Genomic DNA, 21,151 nt, shown 5'->3' with positions numbered 1-21,151 from the left:
TGACGGTCATCCTTCCAGCCCGCTCAGTGAATTCGGCCGCCCCAGGGCACGGTCCACGCCATCGAGGATCCGGTCCAGCCCCGGCAGGTGGTGCATCTCGAGTTTCGAATAGGGGTAGGGGATGTCGAACCCGGTAACCCTGACGGGAGCGGCTTCCAGGTGGTAGAAGCACCTCTCGGTGATGCTGGCGGCCACCTCGGCGCCCAGCCCGCCGGACTGCCCGGCCTCGTGCGTGATGACCAGGCGGCCGGTCTTCCGGACCGAGGCCACTACGGTGTCGTAGTCCACCGGTGCCAGCGAGCGCAGGTCGATGACCTGGATGGAAATGCCTTCGTCGGCGGCGGCCGAGGCGGCGTCCAGGGCGGTCTTCACCAACGGGCCATAGGCCACCAGGGTGACGTCGGTACCGTCGGTCAGGACCCTGGCCTGCCCCATGGGATCTGCGGCGTCCAGCCCGGCAGCCTCATCCACTTCACCCTTGTCGTGATACCGCCGCTTCGGCTCAAAGTAGAGGACGGGGTCGTCGCTGACGATAGCCTGCTGGATCACCGTGTAGGCATCCTGGGGGTTCGACACGGTGACCACCCGGAGGCCGGAGGTGTGCGTGAAGTAGGCTTCCGGCGACTCGGAGTGGTGCTCCGGCGAGCCGATGCCGCCGCCGAACGGCACCCGGATGGTGATGGGCATTTTCACTGCGCCGCCGGTGCGGTAATGCAGCTTGGCCACCTGGCTGACGATCTGGTCGAACGCGGGGTAGATGAAGCCGTCGAACTGGATTTCCACCACGGGGCGGTAGCCGCGGTAGGCAAGGCCGACGGCGGCACCCACGATGGCGGATTCGGCCAGCGGCGTGTCCACCACGCGGTGTTTGCCGAAGTCTTTCTGCAGCCCGTCGGTCACGCGGAACACGCCGCCGAGGGCGCCGATGTCCTCACCGAGGAGGACCACCTTCGGGTCATGGTCGAGCGATTTGCGCAGCCCCGCATTGATGGCGCGGGCAAAGGTCATGGAAGTCATCAGCGTGCACCTTCTCCTGAAACGGCACCTGCGGGTTCCCCGAAGGAAGCCAGGTAACGGGCGTAGTGGTCCTGTTGGCGGTCCAGCCACGAGTTCGGTGCGCTGTAAACGTGTTTGAAGACGTCCATGGGCTGCGGGTCCGGCATGGTGGTGCAGCCTTTCCGCATCTCGCGGGCCACAGTGTCGGCACTGTTCCTGACGTGCTCCTGCAGTTCGTCGGTCAGTAGCCCCTTGCGTTCCAGCAGCGCCGCTACCCGGCTGATGGGGTCCTTCGCGGCCCAGTCCTCAAGTTCGTTGGCGTCACGGTAGCGGGTGGGGTCATCGGCGGTGGTGTGCGGCCCCATCCGGTAGGTGACGGCCTCGATGAAGGTGGGGCCGCCGCCGCGCCGTGCCCGGTCGAGGGCAACGCGGGTGGCCGCCATGACGGCCAGGACGTCGTTGCCGTCTACCCGCAGGCTGGGAATCCCGAAGCCGGCAGCGCGGTCCGCGAGCTGGATGTGCGACTGGAGCCGGACCGGCTCCGAGATGGCCCAGTGGTTGTTAGTGCAGAAGAACACCACCGGAGCCTGGAAGCTGGCTGCGAAGACCATGGCTTCATTCACGTCGCCCTCGCTCGTTGCGCCGTCGCCGAAGTACGTCACGGCCACGGAATCTGCGCCGTCATTCTGGATGCCCATGGCGTAGCCGGTGGCGTGCAGGGTCTGGGCGCCGATGATGATCTGGGGCGTTGCCATGTTGATGGCGTACGGATCCCAGCCGCCGGACGCGTTGCCGCGCCACACCCGCAGGAGGTCCGTGAGGTCCACGCCGCGGCAGTACGCCACACCGTTTTCGCGGTAGCTGGAGAAGACGAAGTCATCGCTGCGCAGGGACCTGCCGGAGCCTATTTGTGCCGCTTCCTGCCCCAGCAGCGGGGGCCACAGGGCAAGTTCGCCCTGGCGCTGGAGGGCCGTTGCCTCGACGTCGATGCGCCGGATGACGGTCATGTCCTCGAACAGCGCGCAAAGGTGCTCGTCCGTGATGTCCTGCACCCAGAGATCGAACTCCGGGTGGCTCACCCGATCGCCCGACGGTGTGATCAGCTGGACCAGCTTTTGTACCGGTAAGCCTGATGACTCCGGTTTTTGGAATTCCCCGGCGCCCTCATGGGCTTGTGCGCCGCCCTGGCCCGTTTCGTCTGTAGACACGATAGCCCCGCAACTTCTGTCGTCGGTGACCTGCGGAGCTGGGACTTGTGGTCCTGCAAACCGCGGCCTTCCGGGCCCCTTCGCCCGGATACTGTGACCCTACTCACAATGCTCAGGGGGTACAACCACCGGGGTATTTGTTGAGCAGAATGCACTGTGGCCGTCATCTGCACCGTGCTACCGTTGCGCATTATGCAAGCTCTGGATGGCACTGACACCCGCCTGCTTTCGGCACTGGCCCAGGACCCCAGGAGGACTGTGGTGGCCCTCGCCCAGAAACTGGGGCTGTCCAGGAACACGGTCCAGGCGCGGATGGCCCAGCTCGAGAAAAAGCACGTCTTCCTGTCCTTCGAACGCAGGATCAACCCTGCCGCCCTGGGCTACCCGCTGATGGCCTTCATTTCCGTGCACGTCCAGCAGCAGAAGCTCACCCGGCTGGCACAGGATTTGGCGGCCATCCCGGAGATCCTGGAGGGCTACGGCCTGACCGGATCCGCAGACCTGCTGCTGCGCGTGGTGGCCCAGGATGCCGAGGACCTTTTCCGCATCAACGGCAAGATCCTCGCGTGCGACGGCGTGGAACGGGCGGACACGGCGCTGGCCATGGGCGAACTCATCCCCTTCCGCGTGCAGCCGCTGCTCGAGCGGGGTCCGCAGGGAAGCTGACCCGTTATGTGGCCGGAGCCGCCGGAGCTTTATGGCCGGAGCGGCCGGAGGCGGCGGCACGGGTTATAGGCTTGTGGCAGTTATCCGTGCGGCGCCTGAACAGGCCCGCACCAGGCGGTGCCAGGCACCACATCCGGAAAGGCTCCACTTTGAGCAATCCCCAGGAACCGTACCAGCCCGGACACCCCGGCTCCGGGCAGCTGCCACAGCCGCCGCAGCAGCCCCCCGCCGGATACCCCGGCCCCACCCCGAATCCCCCTTACGGCCAGCCGCAACAGGGCAACCCGTATCCAGGTACCCAAGACCCCGGGAACCCGAACAATCCGCACGGCCAGCAGCAACCGGGGCAGTACCGGGGCGCAGGTCCGTTCGGCCTCCCGGGCGGAGAGCCGCCGGCAAGGAAGCGGCCCCGGCTGTGGATCATCCTGACGGCCATCGGCGGCGTGCTGCTGCTCGTAGTGCTGGGAATCGTCATTTTGGTCAACGTTGCCGGCAGCGCCACCAACCACGCCAAAGACCTGGCTGACGGTTTCACCAAGCTCGTCATTGCCGGCGACAGCTCCAAAGCGTACGACGACTACCTGGACCCGGCACTGCAGGAGCAGCTGTCCAAGGAGACCTTCATCTCCGGCGTCGAGAGCCTGAAAATGGACGGTACCTGCACGCCCGCCTACAACAGCATGAACGTCGCCACCGAGAACGGCGTCAAGTCGGCGGACGTGGGAGGAGTCATCACCTGCGAGGGCAAGAAGGTTGACCTGGCCTACCGGTTCGAGGGCACGGACGAGCTGAAGATGACGAACATCAAGCTGCGCCCCGCCGCTTAGCAACACAAACCCAAAGGCCCCCGTCCACGTGGACAGTCCACGTGGACGGGGGCCTTTTGAGTGCCCATTGCCGGGTGCGGCGTTAGTGGTCCACTGCCTTCTCGGCTCCAACACCGGTGAGGGACCGGACCTCCATTTCTGCCTGCTTGGCTGGGTCTTCGCGCTTCTTGTCGAGCACCGTACCGAGCCAGCCCAGGAAGAACGCCAGCGGGATGGACACAATGCCGGGGTTGCTGAGCGGGAAGATGGCGAAGTGCGCGTCCTTGATCATCGAGGTGGCCCCGCCGGACACCACCGGCGAGAAGATGATCAGGACGATGGCTGCACCGAGTCCGCCGTACATGCTCCACACGGCGCCCTGGGTGGTGAACCTGCGCCAGAACAGAGAGTAGATGATGGTGGGCAGGTTGGCCGAGGCAGCCACGGCGAAGGCCAGCGCCACGAGGAACGCCACGTTCTGGCCGTTGGCCAGGATGCCGCCGAGGATGGCCAGGACGCCGATCACCACCACCGTGCGGCGGGCCACCCGGACCTCCGTTGCGGCGTCCGCCTTGCCCTTGGCGATCACGTTGGCGTAGATGTCATGGGCGAACGAGGCGGCGGCGGTGATGGTCAGCCCGGCCACCACTGCCAGGATGGTGGCAAACGCCACGGCGGAGATGAAACCCAGCAGCAGCGGGCCGCCGAGGTAGAACGCCAGCAGCGGAGCCGCAGCGTTCACGCCGCCGGGAGCGGACTTGATGGTGTCGGCACCCACCAGCGCGGCAGCACCGTAGCCGAGGACCAGGGTGAACAGGTAGAAAAGGCCGATCAGCCAAATGGACCAGACCACCGACTTGCGGGCTTCCTTGGCGGTAGGCACCGTGTAGAAGCGCATCAGGACGTGCGGCAGGGCGGCAGTGCCCAGTACCAGGGCGAGGCCGAGTGACATGAAGTCCAGCTTGGAGGTTTCGCTCTTGCCGTACTGCAGGCCCGGGTTGAGGACCGCGGGGTTGTTGGCCGTTTCCACGGCACCGCCCAGCAGGGCCGAAAGGTTGAACCCGTAGATGGCAAGGACCCACATGGTCATGACGGCGGCACCGGCGATCAGCAGGATGGCTTTGATGATCTGGACCCACGTGGTCCCCTTCATGCCGCCAATCAGGACGTACATGATCATGAGGGCGCCGACGACGATGATCACCAGGGCCTGTCCGCCCCAGTCGCTGATGCCCAGCAGCAGTGAGATCAGGCTGCCGGCACCGGCCATCTGGGCCAGGAGGTAGAAGAAGCACACCGCCAGGGTGGAGATTGCTGCTGCGATGCGGACGGGCCGCTGCTTGAGCCGGAAGGACAGCACGTCGGCCATGGTGAACTTGCCGGTGTTGCGGAGCAGTTCAGCCACCAGGAGCAGCGCCACCAGCCAGGCCACCAGGAACCCGATGGAGTACATGAAGCCGTCATACCCGTTGATGGCGATGGCGCCGGTGATGCCCAGGAACGAGGCTGCGGAAAGGTAGTCACCGGCGATGGCGGTGCCGTTCTGCGATCCCGTGAAGGAGCGTCCGGCTGCGTAGTAGTCGGCGGCGGTCTTGTTGTTCCGGCTGGCACGGAACACGATCACCATGGTGACGGCCACGAACAGGCCGAAGATGCCCATGTTCAGCAGGGTGGTGTCCTTAAGCGCGGCCACGTCCACTGCGGTTGCGATAGTAATCATTTGTTGGCTCCACCCACCCGGTTGCCGTGCTTGTCGAATTCGTGGCCCTCGATCTCGTTCCGGATCTCAGAGGCGATGGGGTCCAGCTTCCTGTTGGAGTAGCTGACGTACCATCCGGTGATCGCGAAGGTGGAGACGAACTGGAGCAGGCCCAGGATCAGGCCGATGTTGATGTTTCCCCAGACTTTGGTGGACATGAACCCCACCGCGTAGTCCGCGAGCAGGACGTAGGCGAAGTACCACAGCAGGAAGGCCACTGCCATGGGGAAAACAAAGCTGCGGTGGCGCTTGCGCAGTTCCTGGAACTGCTCGGTCGACTGGACCTGTTCAAAGTCGACGGACGCCGCAGCGTCCGGACTTTGGGCATCGTTACCCATGGTTCCTCCTCATTGAGACATGCCGGTGCACACTGGACGGCAGGCCCGGATGAGGAAACGCCGCTGGTGTGACAGCAATCACTCTGCTGCGTCACGGCAGCCACTTCCAGCCCTTCCGGCGCTGTGGTCGCTCAACGGTCGGGATGCTGCGACAAGCGGCACCCGCGGATACGCTGGGCCCATGCCGGACTCCCCCCTCCTGACCGCCGCGGCCGTGGCCGTGATTGCCATGGCCATCGCCGTCGTCGTCGGCGTGGGACTGAAGGTGCTCCGCTCCTTCCGCGACCTGGGCACGGACGCCGAGCGCGCCACCTACCACACCCTGCACGCGGCCTCGCAGGCAGGCCAGCACCTGCGCCGCGGCCTCAATCCTGCCGGCGCTTCGAAGGCAAGCCGCCACCTGCGGACGCTGCTTGGCTGTGACGCGCTGGCCATTACGGATACCTCGGGTGTGCTCGCCTGGGACGGGGCGGCGGAGGACCTGAGGCCGCGGCTGATGGAACTGGCCGCTGAGGTCCTGGCCAGCGGGCGGACGGCCGTACTGTCGCCGGGACCGGACGGGACCGGCGGCCCCCTGGCGGCTGTCATAGCACCGGTGCGGGCGGGCTCACGCGTGGTGGGCGCCGTCGCCGCCTTCGCTTCCTCGGCAGGGTCCGGCCTGGTGCGGGCCGCCGGCGAGGTGGCGGACTGGGTGGCCGTGCAGGTGGAGCTGGCCGAGCTGGATGCCTCGCGGACCCAGCTGATGGAGGCCGAGGTGCGGGCACTGCGCGCCCAGATCAGCCCGCATTTCATTTACAACTCGCTCAACGCCATCGCGTCCTTCATCAACACCGATCCTGCCCGGGCACGCGAACTGGTGGTGGAGTTCGCCGATTTCACCCGCTATTCCTTCCGCCGGCACGGCGATTTCACCACTCTGGCCGAGGAACTGCGCTGCATCGACCGGTACCTGCTGCTGGAGCGGGCCCGCTTCGGCGAGCGCGTGCAGGTCAGCCTCCGGGTGGCGCCGGAGGTCCTGAGTACCGTCATCCCGTTCCTCAGCCTGCAGCCGCTGGTGGAGAACGCCGTCCGGCACGGCCTCGAAGCGAAGGAGGGGCCGGGGCACATCACCATCAGGGCCGACGACGCCGGCGCCTACGCGCAGGTGACCATCGAGGACGACGGCGTGGGGATGGACCCGGAGCAGCTGCAGTCGATGCTCGCGGGACATATAGACGGCGAGCACGTGGGCCTCCGGAACGTTGATGCCCGCCTCCGCCAGGTGTACGGCGACGCCCACGGGTTGGTCATCGAAACCGGCCCGGGCGAAGGGACCCTCATCACCATGAAGGTGCCCAAGTCGCAGCCCGGCCACGATGCCTGATTCCCGGTGCTGGCCTGCTGCGCGCCCGCGGAAAGCTACCCTTGGAGCATGATTAACGTCCTCGTCGTTGATGATGAGCTGCCGGCCGTGGAGGAACTCGCCTTCCTGCTGGGCCGGGACGAGCGGATCGGCAAGGTCCTGCGGGCAACCTCCGGCAGCGAAGCCCTCCGCGCCCTGGCGTCCGCGCAGGTGGACGCGGTCTTCCTGGACATCCATATGCCTGCCGTCTCGGGGCTGGAGATCGCCCGCGCCATTGCCGCCGGCAGCCATCCGCCTGCGGTAGTCTTCGTGACCGCTGACGAGGACCATGCCCTGGCCGCCTTTGAACTGGCCGCCGTCGACTACCTCCTCAAACCCATCAGGGCCGAGCGGCTGGCACGCTCCGTGGGCCGGATCAGCGAACTGCGCGACGGCGGCGGCGCACCGGAGATGATCACCGTGGACCAGGGCGGCACCACCAGGATGATCAGGCGCGACGACGTCACGTACGTCCAGGCGCAGGGAGACTACGCGCGGCTTCACACCGCCGACGCCAGCTACCTGATCAGGGTTCCGCTGGCGGACCTGGAACAGCAGTGGGCCGATGCCGGATTCATCCGGACGCACCGCTCATACCTGGTGGCCCTGAAGCACATCTCCTCCATGAAGCTTGCGGCAGACGGCCCCCGGGTCACCGTGGCAGGCGCCGGGCTGCCCATCAGCCGCCGGCACCTGCCCACCGTGCGGGAGCGGCTGCAGGCAAACCGGATCAGGCCGAACGCATGACCAGGGTACGGGTAACGGCCCCTGCCACGGCCGCGCGCCCCGTCACGGAATCCCGCGAAGCGGCGCAGGAGTCCGATGTGGGCCAGGTGTTCGTGCGGTCCCTCATCCGGTCGCAGCTGCGCCTGGCCCTGGTGGTGGCCGGCGGGTTCCTGGTAATCCTCGGCGCTTTTCCCCTCCTGCTGGCCGTGGTCCCCGGCCTGGCCGACACGACGATTGCCGGCATCCCGTTCGACTGGATCCTGCTGGGCGTGGGCATTTACCCGGTCATCGGCCTCAGCGCCTGGCTGTACACCAGGACGGCTGCCCGCAACGAGGCCCGCTACCGGGACTTGGCCGGTGACCCGTGATCCCCGCGGGTACGCGGTGAAGCGGAGCCTGGCGTGAATCCCGGGGTTGCCGCCGCGGCCGTCGCCGTGGTGTCCGTGGCCACCGCGGTCATCGGGTTCTATGGCCTGCGTATCTCTCGGACCACCGGCGATTTCTTTGTGGCGTCCCGGACCGTTCGGCCGTGGTGGAATGCGTCCGCGATCGGCGGCGAGTACCTGTCGGCCGCCAGCTTCCTGGGCGTCGCCGGCCTGTTGCTGCTCTCCGGGACGGACGCCCTGTGGTTTCCCGTGGGTTATACGGCCGGGTATCTGATGCTGCTGCTCTTCGTCGCTGCACCCCTCCGGCGTTCAGGGGCGTACACCATTCCGGACTTCACCGAGGCCAGGCTGGACTCCCGGGCGGTCCGCAAAGTCACCAGCCTGGTGGTGGTGCTGGTGGGCTGGCTGTACATCGTTCCGCAGCTGCACGGGGCAGCCCTGACCATCCGGATCACCACCGGGCTGCCGTCATGGGTGGGGTCGGTGGCGGTGGTGGTGGTGGTCTGCCTGACCGTGGTGGCGGGCGGAATGCGGTCCATCACATTCGTCCAGGCGTTCCAGTACTGGCTGAAGCTGACCGCACTGGCGGTACCCATCCTCTTCATCGTCTTCATACTTGCCGGCACCGGAACACCGCCCCTGGCCACGCCATCAGAAAACCCCACCGGACTTGCCCCCGCGGGCTGGTACAACAACGTTTCGCTGCTCGTTGCACTGCTGTTCGGGACCCTGGGCCTGCCGCACGTCCTGGTCAGGTTCTACACCAACCCGGACGGGCAGTCCGCGCGGCGCACCACCCTGATCGTGCTGGGGCTGCTGTCCGTGTTCTACCTGTTCCCCACCGCCTACGGCCTGGTGGGCCGCGTGTTCGCGCCGGACCTTGCGCGCTCGGGCCAGCCTGACGCCATGGTCCTGCTGCTGCCCCGTGAACTCATCGGCGGTCCCGCCGGAGACCTGCTCTCGGCGCTGGTGGTGGCCGGCGCGTTCGCAGCGTTCCTGTCCACCACGTCCGGGCTGGTGGTGTCCCTGGCCGGCGTCATCAGCCAGGACGTCCTGGGCGCCGGCGTGGGGGGCTTCCGCCTCGCAGCGGTGGTGTCCGCCGTCGTGCCGCTTGGCTTCGCCCTGATGACAGGCTCCCTGGCGCTGGCCGGCAGTGTGGGGCTGGTGTTCGCCTTCACGGCGTCAACCGTCTGCCCCGTGCTCCTGCTGGGCATCTGGTGGCGGGGACTTACCGATGCCGGAGCCATCGCGGGCATGGTGACCGGCGGGGTGCTGTGCGGCGGCGCCATGATCGCGGGCGCGCTGGCGGGGGCTGCGAGCACACCGGCCTGGCTTGCGCAGCCCGCGGCCTGGTCCGTTCCCACGGCTTTCGCCGTCATGGTGCTGGTGTCCCGGGCCACGGCAGGCCGGGTGCCGAAGACGCTGGTCCGGGTCATGACCCGGCTGCACACCCCGGAAAGGCCGCTGGCAACCGGACGCTGATTGGGTGGACAATTACGCCATGTCCACCCGGGACGAACCCCCGGCTGCGGAGCCGGTTCCGCCGTCCGTGCGGGCGCAGCTGCTCGCCACGGAGCACTGGGGCCTGCTGGCTTCCCGAAGCACGGCCCAGGGTGAGGTGCTGACGAGGATCAGCATGTTCCTGACCTTCACCTCGGCGGGCCTGGTGAGCGTCGCGCTGGTGGGGCAGGCCACCGGATTCTCGGATTCGTTTGTCCTGCTGGCGGTGGTGGTGCTGTTCATTGACGTGGCCATGGGGCTGCTGACCCAGCTGCGGGTCATGAACGTTGCCCATGAGGACCTGATGTACGTCACCGCCATGAACCGGCTCAGGGCAGCTTACGTCGAGCTGGATCCGGGCGTGGCGCCGTATCTGATGGCTGCCCATCACGATGACGAGGCCGGTTCCGTCCAGACTTACTACTTCTTCGGCAACCGCGGCAATTTCCGCCACGTGGCCGGCAGCAGCATGATTTTCATGTCGATGGCGAACGGGGCCCTGATTGCCATCCTGGCTGGGCTGCTGCTGACCCTCCTGGGGGCCGGAACGGTTGCGGCACTGCTGATGGGCGGTGCGTGCGGGCTGTCGTTCCTGGGCGTCTCGGCAGTGAACGGCTACCGGAGCTACCGGAACATCTGGAGCCGGTTCACGCCGCTCTCCCCTACCCCGCCGCAGGCGGAATAGGTACAGGCGGAATAGGTCCAGGCGGAATAGGTCCAGGCGGATTGACTGCAGGCAGCTAAGGAAACATCCCAGGCACGGCCTTAATCGATGGCGGCCATCAGTTCAATGACGCGGTCCAGGAAGGCGTCCACCTGGGCTTCTTCATAGCCGTCGCGTCCGGTTTCCGGGCGGAACACGGCGCGGCGGACGCTGTCCACGCTGAGTGGCTTGTCGTGTTCCAGGTAGGCCACAAGTTCGTGGCAGAGCCGGTCCACATCGGCGGTGTTGTAGCTGCGGGCCTTGTTCTTGGAAGGCCGGCGGAAACGTTCCCCGTCCGGGCGGTGGAGGCGTCCGCGGAGGATTCCTGAAAGCTTGCCGATTTCGCGCAGCCAGGCTTCCTCGCCGCTGGCTGCAATCAGTTCATCGCGCTCCCTGCGGGCGAAGGCATCTTCCAGCCGGTCCAGGGCCGCATCCACCACGGCTGCGGAGTAGCCGCCCTTGACCGGATCGAAGGACACAGCCCGCACGTCTGAGCTGTTGATGGGCTGCGCGGCGTCATGGGGTGACTCCAGCGACACCCGTGCCCGCTGGAGGAACTGGTCCACCTGCTTGGCGTTGTACCCGTATTCGCTGCGCTGCACACGCTCAAATGACGCAGGGATCTGCCGATGAATATCCAATGCCACTGTTGGTTCCTTCAATGCTCTTCAGCCGTAGCGCTGTGGCACCAGTCTATTGGTGCCGGGATAATGCTGCCCTGTGAGGGCGTCCTTTCCCTGCAATCGGGGGCTTCCCCGCAATCTGGGGGTTTACCAGCTTCCGGTGACGAACCCGTAGAGGACGTAGACCAGCGGGGACGCAAACACGATAGAGTCCAGCCGGTCCATGACCCCGCCGTGCCCGGGCAGGATGCTGCTCATGTCCTTGACGCCAAGTTCGCGTTTCACCATGGACTCGGCAAGGTCGCCGGCTGTGGAGGCGGCCACGGTGCCGACGGCCAGGACCACGCCCACCCACCAGGGCTTGTCCAGGATGAAGAGGCAGGCGAGGACGCCGATCAGGACGGCGCCGGCCACTGATCCGGCAAAGCCTTCCCAGGACTTCTTCGGGCTGATCTTGGGCGCCATGGGATGCTTGCCCAGCGATGCTCCCACCAGGTACCCGAACGTGTCATTGGAGACCACCAGCAGCAGCATGACGGCGATTTGCCAGGCGCCTTCCGGAACGGCACCGCCCGGCCAGAGTCCCAGCGGGGTCGCACCCCCCGAGGCGTGCAGCGGCAGCGCGGCGAAGCTGATGAAGAACGGCACCCAGCCGAGGGTAAAGACCCCGGCAAAAATGCTGTTGACCGAGCCTGCGGCGGTGTCGATGGATCTCCAGAGCAGCACCGCCACCGAGCTCAGGAGCATGGCGAAGAGCAGGCTTTCGACGCCCCCAAAGTACGCCACGAACGGCATGGCCACCGTGCCGGTCATTACCGGAACGATCGGCATCCTGGTGCCGTTGGCCTCCAGGGCACGGTAAATTTCCCAGACACCGAAGATTCCGAACGTGGTGGTGACCGCCACGAAACCCAGCGGAAGGAACAGCAGCCCGCCCAGCACGGCGAGCAGCATGGCCAGGCCCACCCCAACGGCCGCCGGAAGGTTCCGGCCGGCCTTGGGCGTTGGGTTGCTCCTGGGCTGCTTCCCCCGTATGCGCGCCCGTGGTGCGGGGGCCTGATCTGCCTGGCCCATCAGACTTCGAGCAGCTCTGCTTCCTTGCGCTTGAGCAGCTCATCGATGCCATCCACGTGGGCCTTGGTCAGGCCGTCCAGCTCCTTTTCGGCCCGGGTGCCCTCGTCTTCGCCGGCCTCGCCGTCCTTGACCAGGCGGTCCAGGGCTTCCTTGGCCTTGCGGCGGATATTGCGGATGGACACCTTGGCGTCCTCGCCCTTGGTCTTGACGATCTTGACGTATTCCTTGCGGCGTTCCTTGGTCAGTTCCGGGATGGTGATCCGGATGACGTTGCCGTCGTTGGACGGGTTGGCGCCTACCTCGGAATCGCTCAGGGCGCGTTCGATGTCCCGCAGTGCGGTCTTGTCGAACGGGGTGATCAGGATGGTGCGGGCGTCAGGGATGGCGAACGAGGCGAGCTGCTGCAGGGGTGTGGGCGAGCCGTAGTAGTCCACCAGGACCCTGTTGTACAGGCCGGGGTTGGCACGGCCGGTGCGGATGGAAGCGAAGTCTTCCTTGGCAACCTCTACGGCCTTGTCCATCTTCTCTTCGGCTTCGAGCAAGGTTTCTTCGATCACGGTCTCTCCTGGGGTTCTGGTGCGGTCCGGGGCGCCGGCTCCATGCACGCGTGGTTCTCTGTCGCTGCTTCCGCCACCGCCCGGGGGCCGGCAGCGGAACTGTCCTGAAAACATCCTAGCCGGAGCTAGGCGGAGACCAGGGTGCCCAGCTTCTCTCCACGGATGGCGCGGGTGACGTTGCCTTCACCTTCCATGCCGAACACCACCATTGACAGGTCGTTGTCCTTGCACATGGTCATGGCGGTCTGGTCCATGACACGGATGTCGCGCCGCAGGGCGTCGTCGTAGCTCAGGGTCTCCAGCCGTTCGGCCGTGGGATCCTTCTTGGGGTCCGCGGTGTACACGGCGTCGACGCCGCTCTTGGCCATCAGGACAACATCCGCGTGGACTTCAAGGGCACGCTGGGCGGCCACGGTGTCCGTGGAGAAGTACGGCAGGCCGGCACCGGCGCCGAAGATGACGACGCGGCCCTTTTCCATGTGGCGGATGGCGCGGCGCGGGATGTACGCCTCAGCAACCTGTCCCATGGTGATGGCGCTCTGCACGCGCGTCTCCACGCCCGCCTGCTCCAGGAAATCCTGCAGGGCGAGGCAGTTCATGACGGTGCCGAGCATGCCCATGTAGTCTGCCCGCGAGCGGTCCATGCCGCTCTGGGACAGTTCGGCGCCGCGGAAGAAATTCCCGCCGCCTACCACGATGGCCACTTCAACGTCCGGGACGGCTGCGGCAATCTGCTTGGCGACGTTACGCACGGTCTCGGGATCGACACCGAGCTTCCCGCCGCCGAAGACCTCGCCGGAGAGCTTCAGGAGGACCCGCCGTCGGCTCTTCTCTTGCTGGATTACAGTATTGACGGCTTCCATGGTGCCTTCCCGTTGGTGACGTTCGAAAAAAGGTTATCCTGCCGGAACCGGTGGCCGGAACCGGTGATGCCCGGTGCCCGGCGCCCGGCGCACAACTCAGGGCACAAACCGTGCGCATGCAAAAGGGGCGGCCACCGAAGTGGCCACCCCCTTACGTGTTCGACTAGGCGCCGACGCGGAAACGCGCGAACGCGGTTCCCTTGACACCGGCCTCTTCGAGGATCTGTGCCACGGACTTCTTGGCGTCCTTGGCGAAGGCCTGGTCAACCAGCACCTCACCCTTGTAGAAGCCCGTAACGCGGCCTTCCACGATCTTGGTGAGGGCGGCTTCGGGCTTGCCCTCGGCCTTTGCGGTCTCTTCGGCGATGCGGCGCTCGGACTCGACCAGGTCGGACGGAACGTCCTCGCGGGTCAGGTAGTTCGGGGCCATGGCGGCGATGTGGACGGCGACGTCGTGCGCGGCGGTGGCAGCGGCTTCGCTTTCACCGTCGACAGCGAACAGGACGCCGACCTGGGCCGGGAGGTCCTTCGAGGTCTTGTGCAGGTAGGCGTCAACCGTTGCACCCTCGATGCGGGAAATGCGGCGGACGACGACCTTTTCGCCCAGGACAGCGCCTTCTTCGATGACGACCTCGGACAGCTGCTTGCCGTCGACATCGGTGGCGAGGAGGGTTTCGAGATCGGCAGCGCCGGACTCGACGGCGACGGCCAGGACCTTGTCGGCCAGCTGGATGAACTTGTCAGCCTTGGCAACGAAGTCGGTCTCGCAGTTGACCTCGATCATGACGCCGACGCCGTTGCTGACCTTGGCGGCAACGAGGCCTTCGGCGGTGGAGCGGCCTTCGCGCTTGGTGGCGCCCTTGAGGCCCTTGATGCGGATGATTTCGATGGCCTTTTCGGCGTCACCGTTGGCTTCGTCAAGAGCCTTCTTGACGTCCATCATGCCGGCGCCGGTGCGCTCGCGCAGGGCCTTGATGTCAGCGGCAGTGTAGTTCGCCATGTGAACCCCTCTGTCTAGAAATTTGTTGTGGTGTACGGACTGACAGGATGGCTGCCCGCGGTGCGGGCGGCCATCCTGTCAGCAGCTCCGGCTGCGGACAGCACGGAGAATCCGGATTTAGCTGTGTTACTTGGCGTCTTCGGCGGGCGCCTCGGCAGCAGCCGGGGCTTCGGCGGAAGCTTCAGCAGCCGGGGCTTCAGCGTTTTCTGCCGGAGCAGCCGCAGCAGCTTCCTCGGCCTTGCTGCCTTCGAGGAGCTCGCGCTCCCACTCAGCCAGCGGCTCTTCGGGAGCTTCGGTGGTGCCCGAGCCGCGGTTGTTGCGTGCGATCAGGCCCTCGGCGACGGCGTCGGCAACAACACGGGTCAGGAGGTTCACGGAGCGGATGGCGTCGTCGTTGCCCGGGATCGGGAAATCGACTTCGTCGGGATCGCAGTTGGTGTCCAGGATGGCCACAACCGGGATGTTCAGCTTCTTGGCCTCGTCAACGGCGAGGTGTTCCTTCTTGGTGTCCACGATCCAGAGCACGGAAGGTGCCTTGGTCAGGTTGCGGATACCGCCCAGGTTGGACTCGAGCTTGGTGAGCTCGCGCTTGAGGAGCAGCAGTTCCTTCTTGGTGTAAGCGGAACCGGCAACGTCGTCGAAGTCGATCTCTTCGAGTTCCTTCATACGCTGGATACGCTTGGCGACCGTCTGGAAGTTGGTCAGCATGCCGCCGAGCCAGCGCTGGTTCACGTAGGGCTGGCCCACGCGGGTGGCCTGCTCGGCGATTGCTTCCTGAGCCTGCTTCTTGGTGCCGACGAAGAGTACGGTGCCGCCGTGGGCAACGGTGGCCTTCACGAACTCGTAGGCGCGGTCGATGTAGGACAGCGACTGCTGAAGGTCAATGATGTAGATGCCGTTGCGCTCGGTGAAGATGAAGCGCTTCATCTTCGGGTTCCAACGGCGGGTCTGGTGTCCAAAGTGGACGCCGCTGTCAAGCAGCTGGCGCATAGTTACGACGGGCATGCCGACGCTCCTTCCGGCAGGTCATTCATGAGATAGCCGCGAGGCTTCTTACCCTGCCAATAGTTGACGGTTGATTAGCGTGGCCCGGGTTGGGCCGTGCTCCTGGCATCCACCGCGCTTCCCATCCGTAGTGTTGGACGGACCGCAGGAGGCGCGATCCTCCATCGGTGCGGCCGGGGCCGTGCCGTTGGAGGGCTGGATGCGCGTAGTCAGCCGGCTGCTCCCCCACACTCCTGAATGAGTTGTGCCGACGCAACCTGGACAGGCAGCATCACCGAAAAGGTGGACTGCCGGGGCGGGACGCGTTGAGGGCGCAGCAAACTGCTCCATCAATAGTACTACAGGGACCACCGCCCACGGGACGCGCGGCGGGTGCCTTCGGGGCTTTTCCACATAGGCACGGGAGGCCCGTGACCGCGCAGTTTTGACGGGCGCATGCTGGGCACATGAAACCACCGGTCCTGCTTGCCGCACTGCTGCTGCTTCCTGCGTCCGTCGCATCCATTCCGCAGCCGCTGTCCCTCAGTCCGCGGGTGCCGGGCACCGCGCCGGCAACGCTCCAGGAGCTTCCGACGGCGGCGGAAGACGCGGGTTCCTCCGACGCCCGCCCGTCGTGGACCTGGCCGCTGGCGCCCCGCCCGCCGGTGCTGCGCAGCTTTGACCCGCCGCCCAAACCGTGGCTCAGCGGCCACCGCGGAGTGGACCTGGAGACGGCAGCTCCGGCGGCGGCAGTGGTGTCGCCGGCGGACGGAACTGTCAGCTTCGTGGGCGTGGTGGTGGACCGGCCGGTGCTCACCATCGATCACGGCGCCGGCCTGCGGAGCAGCTTCGAGCCCGTGGACAGCCCCCTGGCGGTTGGCAGCGCGGTGACGCAGGGGCAGATCATCGGCACCGCCCTCCCCGGCCACTGCCCCGCCGCCGGTTGTATCCACTGGGGCGTCCGGCAAGGCGAGGATTACGTCAATCCCCTGCAGTTCGTCCTGGACCTGAGGCCTTCAGTCCTACTGCCGCTGCACGGAACGTCCTAGACGATGGCGGAGATGCCGGTAATGGCGCGCCCGGTGACCAGGGTGTTGATCTCGGCAGTGCCTTCATAGGAGTAGATCGCCTCCGCGTCGGCGAAGATCTTCGCCATGCCATAGTCAGTGACGATGCCGTTGCCGCCGAGGATGCTGCGCCCCAGTGCCACGCTCTCGCGCATCCGTTCCGTGGTGAAGGCCTTGGCCAGGGCAGACTGCTCATCCTTGGCCAGTCCCTCATCTTCGAGCTGGGCGAGCCGCACCATCATCCCCATGGAGCTGACGGCGTTGCCCAGGATCTGCACCAGCTGGTTCTGGATGAGCTGGAAGGATGCCAGCGGACGGCCGAACTGCTGGCGCTCCACGGCGTAGCTCCTGGCAACGTCGAAGGCCGCCAGCTGCTGGCCCACAGCCTGCCACGCAACTGCCAGCCGCGTTACCTTCAGGACCTTGTTCACGTCCCGGAAGCTGTTCGCGTTGGCGAGTTTGAAGAAGTCCGGCACCACGACGTTCTCGAGGACAATGTCGGCGTTCTGCACCGTACGGAGGGAGATTTTGTTCTCGATCTTAGTGGCACTGAAACCCGGCAGGGTGGTGTCCACGAGGAAGCCCTTGACCTGGTTGTCAGCGACGTCGCGGGCGTAGATGACCACCCAGTCGGAGAAGGTGGCGTTGCCGATCCAGCGCTTGGCGCCGTTGAGGATCCAGGTATCGCCGTCCCGGCGGGCGGTGGTGCGGGTGCCGCCTGCCACATCGCTGCCCCCGAGGGGTTCGGTGAGTCCGAACGCACCGATCTTCTTCAGCGCGTAGATGTCCGGCAGCCACTCCTCCTGCTGTTCCCGGGATGCCAGCGCTTCGATGGACCCCGTGAAAAGCCCGTCGTGGACCCCCAGGAAGGTGGCGATGGAGGCGTCGGCGCGGGTCAGTTCGGCATGGACCAGCCCGGCGAAGAGGTTGGAGTGGCCCTGGCGCCGGACAGGGCTGACGAGGTCCAGTTCGGCCAGCTTGGGGATGAGGTCCATGGGGAACTCCCCCCTGTTCCAGCAGTCGGTGGCGATGGGGCGGACTTCGCGGGCCAGGAAGTCGCGGACCTCGGCGAGACGGTCCCGCTCCTTGGCGGAGAGGAGCTGTTCGAAAGCGTAGAAGTCGCCGTCCGCGTAGGGAAGGTTACGGGGGTCTGCAGCAGGAGTGGACATGGTTGCCTTCCGGGGATCAGCGTGCTTCGCCCAATGAAGGGGCACTGTAAGTTACTGGTCAGTAACATACCGCAGATCCGGCGGTTAGGAAAGGAAGCAGGGTCCATGGGGACGAAAGCAGTGCGGGCACCCACGTGGCGGCCGGCACACGTATCCGGGTTAACGCAAAAAACCGCGGCCGGACGTTGATCGTCGGCCGCGGTTGCGCAGTTCTGCCCACCGCTATACGCGGCGCAGTAGGGCTACTCGGACTTGAACCGAGGACCTTAGGATTATGAGTCCCGCGCTCTAACCAGCTGAGCTATAGCCCCGAAATGCCCCAGGCCTTCCGCGCGGGGCGCGGCGGCAGGGCAGGAACACTCTAGCAAATGCCGGAGTGCTGTCAGACCACCATGTCCTCGTACCGCGCGCCGCGGTAGAGGTCCTCGAAGGTCTGCAGGGTGCCCTGGATGCTGTGCGGTTCCACCATCTGGCGGCTGGCCTGGCCCATGGCGGCCTGCTGGTTCTTGGGAAGCTCCAGGATCTGGGTGATCTTTTTGGCGAGGTCGTCGCTGTCGTTGGGGGTGAACAGGTAGCCGTTCTGCCCGTCCCGGACCAGGTGCGGCAGTGCCATGGCGTCTGCCAGGACCACCGGGGTGGATGCTGACATGGCCTCGAGCGTCACCAGCGACTGCAGCTCGGCCGTTCCCGGCATGCAGAAGAGGTCTGCCTGGATGTAGGCCTTCCGCAGGTCCTCGTCGCTGGCGAGGCCCAGGAACTTCACACGGCCACCCAGGCCGAGGCGTTGCACCAGTTCTTCAAGCGCCGGCCGCACCTCGCCGCCGCCGACGATTTCCAGGTGCACGTTCAGTTCCGGAGGGGTCTTGCCGATGGCCTTGATCAGCACGTCCACGTGCTTCTCCTCAGCCAGGCGGCCCGCGAACAGCACCGTGGGGTGGGCGTGCGGTTCAATGGTTTCCCCGGGCTGCAGCTCGTAGGCGGCGGAGTCAATGCCGTTGGAGAGCGGGAGCACCTTGCGAAGGAAAGCGTGCTCATGCATTGCCTTGGCTGCCAGCGGAGTGGGCGTGGTGACCACGTCCGCCTGGCCCATGACCTTGCCCATGTCCTTCCAGGAGATCCGTCCCACGATGTCCTTGAACCACTCCGGGAACGGGAGGAAGGGGTTGAGGTTTTCCGGCATGAAGTGGTTGGTGGCGACGATCCGGATGCCGCGCTTCACGGCCTCGTAGAGGACGTGCTCGCCAATCATGTAATGGCTTTGGATGTGCACCACATCAGGCTTGACCCGGTCGAACAGCAGGCTGATTTCCTTCTTGATCTCCCAGGGGAGGCAGATGCGGAACGTCTGGTGCGTGGGCACGCTGTGCGAGCGGAGCCGGTGAACGGTCGCTTCATCCCGGAACTCGGAGTAGCTCTTCCCCTTGCCGTCGCGGCACGCCAGGACATGGACGTTGTGGCCCCTGCCGGTCATGCCCTTGGCGAGGCGGTAGCCGAACTGGGCGGCGCCATTCACGTGGGGCGGGTAGGTGTCCGCGGCGATCAGGATGGTCAGTGGCTGGTCGGCTGGCGTGGTCACGTGGAGGGCTCCTGATGGTCACGGTGCGGACAGTGTTGACTGGCTGCACGGTTGGCCGCCGGCGTCGGCGCGGCTGGGCCTCATGGGCTGGATGACTGGTGGGCGGATGGGGCTAGTGGGACGGCCTGCCCGTGGACTTCCGTGCGTCCTTCTTGCGCTTGGTGACCTCGGGGTGGTGCCGCGAAAGGGCGATAACACCAACGATAGCAAGGAGCGCGGCGGTTCCCATGGCAATGGCCATAACGGCGTGGACGTCGGGGCGCAGTTCACCCAGGATGATGATACCGATGGCGATTCCCACCATGGGATCAATGACCGTCAGGCCGGCGATCACCAGGTCCGGAGGACCCGAGGAGTACGCGCTCTGAACGAACCAGGACCCCAGGCCGCCCGCGGCGATGATCGCCACCACTGAGTACCACTGCACGTTCAGCAGGAACAGTCCGTTGGGGTCCAGCAGGTGCTTGCCGATGATCCGGGTCAGGACCGCAACGAAGCCGAACAGGACACCTGCGCCAAGAATGTAGATGAAGGCGTTCATCCGGTGCCGGAACATCACTGCCAGGGTCCCGAAGAGGCCAACCGCAAGGGCGAGAAGCAGCACGATGGTCAGCTCGTCCTCGGGGCTGACGTGGTGGTTCTCCTGGGTGACGTTGACCGCAAGGAGGACGAAGAGTGCGGACCCCGTTACGCAGGCAGTAATGGCCACCACCGTGGCGCGGTTGATGGTGAGGTCCTGGTCCCGCGCATTCACGATGGTGGTGATCACCAAGGCGATGGCGCCGATCGGCTGGATCACGGTGAGCGGCGCCGACACGAGCGCCACCGCGTTCATGGCCATCCCGGCGCACAGGAGCAGCAGGCCGAACACCCAGCGGGGATTCCGCAGCAGGCGCAGGAATCCGTTCGAACTCAGGGCGAGTCCCCCGGTATCGGCCTTCACGGCACTGCCCTGGCGCTGGGCTCCCAGGGCGAGGCAGAACGCTCCCAGCACGGCGAGGAGGACGGCCATCCATATCATCAGGAGGTCCCGCCGTCGGGCGTTGTCCGGGCCCTGCCCTTGCGCAACATGGCCCAGACATAGTTGTAGGCGGCGATCCAGTGCCCCACCAGGCCCAGGCCCAGCACGATCCACGCCGCGATGAAGAGTGCGTGGGAGAAGCCGGTGTCCAGCCTGGAAAGCACCAGCATGGGGGTGCCGAGGAGCAGCAGCCCGGTGCGCACCTTGCCCACCGCGCTGACGGGGAGGTCAGGGTGGCCGCGGAAGAGTGAGAGCGTCAGCGCCAGCAGCACGGCGTCCGGAATGACCAGCGCCGCCAGGTAGAGCCAATGCACGACGCTGGCAATCACCAGGGTGACGGCTACCGCCAGGAGCGCCAGCCGGTCCGCGATGGGGTCGAGAACCCGGCCGAGCCGGGATGCCTGGTCGAACCGGCGGGCAACGTAGCCGTCCACCCAGTCGGTGCATGCCATGACCGCCAGGACCACCACTCCGGCGCCGTATTCCTCTTGCGCCAGCACAAGCCAGATGAAGAGCGGAACCCCCATGAACCGCACCACGGTGAGCAGGTTGGGGATGGTGAACACGATGTCGTGGTCAACCTGGGGGCGGTCCGGACGGGAACCGGCGCCAATGAACTTCACCTGTCCCCCTTCCTGTTGCCGCCCTGCGGCGTGGTCCCTGCCGGGCAGTGGCCTGCCGGCGGTTGCTGTGCCGCCTGCCACCTTGTGGCCCGGAATGTTGATGGAGCTGCTTGCCCGGGCGCTCC

The 21,151-nt window shown here is 66.1% G+C and carries 22 protein-coding genes and 1 tRNA gene; 8 read left to right on the top strand and 15 right to left on the bottom strand.

Annotation, left to right across the window (positions count from 1 at the left end; genetic code table 11):
- Positions 1-6: 6 nt before the first annotated feature.
- Together ACP3TD_RS07765 and pdhA are read right to left on the bottom strand one after the other, a co-directional pair.
- A complete protein-coding gene (locus tag ACP3TD_RS07765) occupies positions 7-1,017 on the bottom strand; it encodes an alpha-ketoacid dehydrogenase subunit beta (protein WP_426766576.1) in 1,011 nt (336 codons plus the stop codon).
- The gene (gene pdhA, locus ACP3TD_RS07760) at positions 1,017-2,204 is read right to left on the bottom strand and encodes a pyruvate dehydrogenase (acetyl-transferring) E1 component subunit alpha (protein WP_426766574.1); all 1,188 of its coding nucleotides are present in this window, start codon (positions 2,202-2,204) and stop codon (positions 1,017-1,019) included. Before pdhA ends, ACP3TD_RS07765 begins: the two co-directional genes overlap by 1 nt.
- Before the next feature lie 192 nt (positions 2,205-2,396).
- Here pdhA and ACP3TD_RS07755 point away from each other — a divergent pair, with 192 nt between their 5' ends.
- Together ACP3TD_RS07755 and ACP3TD_RS07750 are read left to right on the top strand one after the other, a co-directional pair.
- Positions 2,397-2,870, top strand: coding sequence for an Lrp/AsnC family transcriptional regulator (locus ACP3TD_RS07755; RefSeq protein ID WP_045730983.1), 474 nt, complete (start codon positions 2,397-2,399; stop codon positions 2,868-2,870).
- Between the two features lie 149 nt (positions 2,871-3,019).
- Complete coding sequence (locus tag ACP3TD_RS07750) at positions 3,020-3,697, top strand: hypothetical protein (RefSeq protein ID WP_426766573.1); 678 nt, start codon at positions 3,020-3,022, stop codon at positions 3,695-3,697.
- An 82-nt stretch (positions 3,698-3,779) separates the two neighbouring features.
- On the opposite strand, the gene ACP3TD_RS07745 is transcribed toward ACP3TD_RS07750, so the two are convergent.
- On the bottom strand, positions 3,780-5,396 hold the full coding sequence (locus ACP3TD_RS07745; protein WP_426766571.1) for a solute symporter family protein: 1,617 nt from the start codon (positions 5,394-5,396) through the stop codon (positions 3,780-3,782).
- Positions 5,393-5,773 (bottom strand): DUF485 domain-containing protein, encoded by a 381-nt coding sequence (locus ACP3TD_RS07740; RefSeq protein WP_015936608.1) that lies wholly within the window; start codon positions 5,771-5,773, stop codon positions 5,393-5,395. The genes ACP3TD_RS07745 and ACP3TD_RS07740 overlap by 4 nt, the downstream gene beginning before the upstream one ends.
- A gap of 181 nt (positions 5,774-5,954) precedes the next feature.
- Here ACP3TD_RS07740 and ACP3TD_RS07735 point away from each other — a divergent pair, with 181 nt between their 5' ends.
- From ACP3TD_RS07735 to ACP3TD_RS07715, 5 genes are read left to right on the top strand one after another with little or no spacing between them, the layout of a single operon-like run.
- Positions 5,955-7,136, top strand: coding sequence for a sensor histidine kinase (locus tag ACP3TD_RS07735; RefSeq protein WP_426766569.1), 1,182 nt, complete (start codon positions 5,955-5,957; stop codon positions 7,134-7,136).
- Positions 7,137-7,184: 48 nt separating this feature from the next.
- Positions 7,185-7,901 (top strand): LytR/AlgR family response regulator transcription factor, encoded by a 717-nt coding sequence (locus ACP3TD_RS07730; RefSeq protein WP_015936606.1) that lies wholly within the window; start codon positions 7,185-7,187, stop codon positions 7,899-7,901.
- Positions 7,898-8,248: a hypothetical protein gene (locus tag ACP3TD_RS07725; RefSeq protein ID WP_426766568.1), complete on the top strand. Its 351-nt coding sequence runs from the start codon at positions 7,898-7,900 to the stop codon at positions 8,246-8,248. The genes ACP3TD_RS07730 and ACP3TD_RS07725 overlap by 4 nt, the downstream gene beginning before the upstream one ends.
- A 33-nt stretch (positions 8,249-8,281) precedes the next feature.
- A complete protein-coding gene (locus tag ACP3TD_RS07720; RefSeq protein WP_426766566.1) occupies positions 8,282-9,748 on the top strand; it encodes a cation acetate symporter in 1,467 nt (488 codons plus the stop codon).
- A 19-nt stretch (positions 9,749-9,767) separates the two neighbouring features.
- Complete coding sequence (locus ACP3TD_RS07715) at positions 9,768-10,451, top strand: hypothetical protein (RefSeq protein ID WP_426766565.1); 684 nt, start codon at positions 9,768-9,770, stop codon at positions 10,449-10,451.
- 80 nt (positions 10,452-10,531) lie between these two features.
- Here the strand turns inward: ACP3TD_RS07715 and ACP3TD_RS07710 are convergent, their stop codons facing one another.
- The 6 genes from ACP3TD_RS07710 to rpsB all read right to left on the bottom strand — a co-directional run bounded on the left by ACP3TD_RS07710 (position 10,532) and on the right by rpsB (position 15,591).
- Positions 10,532-11,116, bottom strand: a complete 585-nt coding sequence (locus ACP3TD_RS07710; protein WP_426766564.1) for a DivIVA domain-containing protein — start codon at positions 11,114-11,116, stop codon at positions 10,532-10,534.
- A gap of 123 nt (positions 11,117-11,239) precedes the next feature.
- On the bottom strand, positions 11,240-12,166 hold the full coding sequence (locus ACP3TD_RS07705; RefSeq protein WP_426766562.1) for a phosphatidate cytidylyltransferase: 927 nt from the start codon (positions 12,164-12,166) through the stop codon (positions 11,240-11,242).
- On the bottom strand, positions 12,166-12,723 hold the full coding sequence (gene frr / locus ACP3TD_RS07700; protein WP_015936600.1) for a ribosome recycling factor: 558 nt from the start codon (positions 12,721-12,723) through the stop codon (positions 12,166-12,168). Before frr ends, ACP3TD_RS07705 begins: the two co-directional genes overlap by 1 nt.
- 125 nt (positions 12,724-12,848) lie before the next feature.
- On the bottom strand, positions 12,849-13,586 hold the full coding sequence (gene pyrH / locus ACP3TD_RS07695; protein ID WP_426766561.1) for a UMP kinase: 738 nt from the start codon (positions 13,584-13,586) through the stop codon (positions 12,849-12,851).
- A 163-nt stretch (positions 13,587-13,749) separates the two neighbouring features.
- Positions 13,750-14,586 (bottom strand): translation elongation factor Ts, encoded by an 837-nt coding sequence (gene tsf, locus ACP3TD_RS07690; protein ID WP_426766560.1) that lies wholly within the window; start codon positions 14,584-14,586, stop codon positions 13,750-13,752.
- A gap of 126 nt (positions 14,587-14,712) precedes the next feature.
- The gene (rpsB, locus tag ACP3TD_RS07685; protein ID WP_426766558.1) at positions 14,713-15,591 is read right to left on the bottom strand and encodes a 30S ribosomal protein S2; all 879 of its coding nucleotides are present in this window, start codon (positions 15,589-15,591) and stop codon (positions 14,713-14,715) included.
- 446 nt (positions 15,592-16,037) lie between these two features.
- Here rpsB and ACP3TD_RS07680 point away from each other — a divergent pair, with 446 nt between their 5' ends.
- The gene (locus ACP3TD_RS07680) at positions 16,038-16,619 is read left to right on the top strand and encodes a M23 family metallopeptidase (RefSeq protein ID WP_426766556.1); all 582 of its coding nucleotides are present in this window, start codon (positions 16,038-16,040) and stop codon (positions 16,617-16,619) included.
- Here the strand turns inward: ACP3TD_RS07680 and ACP3TD_RS07675 are convergent.
- The 5 genes from ACP3TD_RS07675 to ACP3TD_RS07655 all read right to left on the bottom strand — a co-directional run bounded on the left by ACP3TD_RS07675 (position 16,616) and on the right by ACP3TD_RS07655 (position 21,026).
- Complete coding sequence (locus tag ACP3TD_RS07675) at positions 16,616-17,806, bottom strand: acyl-CoA dehydrogenase family protein (protein WP_426766554.1); 1,191 nt, start codon at positions 17,804-17,806, stop codon at positions 16,616-16,618. The two genes, ACP3TD_RS07680 and ACP3TD_RS07675, sit on opposite strands and share 4 nt — an antisense overlap.
- Before the next feature lie 237 nt (positions 17,807-18,043).
- Positions 18,044-18,117: transfer RNA gene (locus ACP3TD_RS07670), tRNA-Ile, on the bottom strand.
- A 71-nt stretch (positions 18,118-18,188) separates the two neighbouring features.
- Positions 18,189-19,382 carry a glycosyltransferase gene (locus ACP3TD_RS07665; RefSeq protein ID WP_426766552.1) on the bottom strand — a complete coding sequence of 398 codons (1,194 nt, stop codon included), beginning with the start codon at positions 19,380-19,382 and terminating at the stop codon, positions 18,189-18,191.
- 112 nt (positions 19,383-19,494) lie between these two features.
- Positions 19,495-20,403 (bottom strand): DMT family transporter, encoded by a 909-nt coding sequence (locus tag ACP3TD_RS07660; RefSeq protein ID WP_426766550.1) that lies wholly within the window; start codon positions 20,401-20,403, stop codon positions 19,495-19,497.
- Positions 20,403-21,026, bottom strand: coding sequence for a CDP-alcohol phosphatidyltransferase family protein (locus tag ACP3TD_RS07655; protein ID WP_426766548.1), 624 nt, complete (start codon positions 21,024-21,026; stop codon positions 20,403-20,405). The genes ACP3TD_RS07660 and ACP3TD_RS07655 overlap by 1 nt, the downstream gene beginning before the upstream one ends.
- Positions 21,027-21,151 lie beyond the last annotated feature (125 nt).

The organism is Pseudarthrobacter sp. 1G09, assembly GCF_050038305.1.
Lineage (GTDB): Bacteria > Actinomycetota > Actinomycetes > Actinomycetales > Micrococcaceae > Arthrobacter > Arthrobacter equi.
This window is presented reverse-complemented; position numbering and strand designations above follow the sequence as displayed.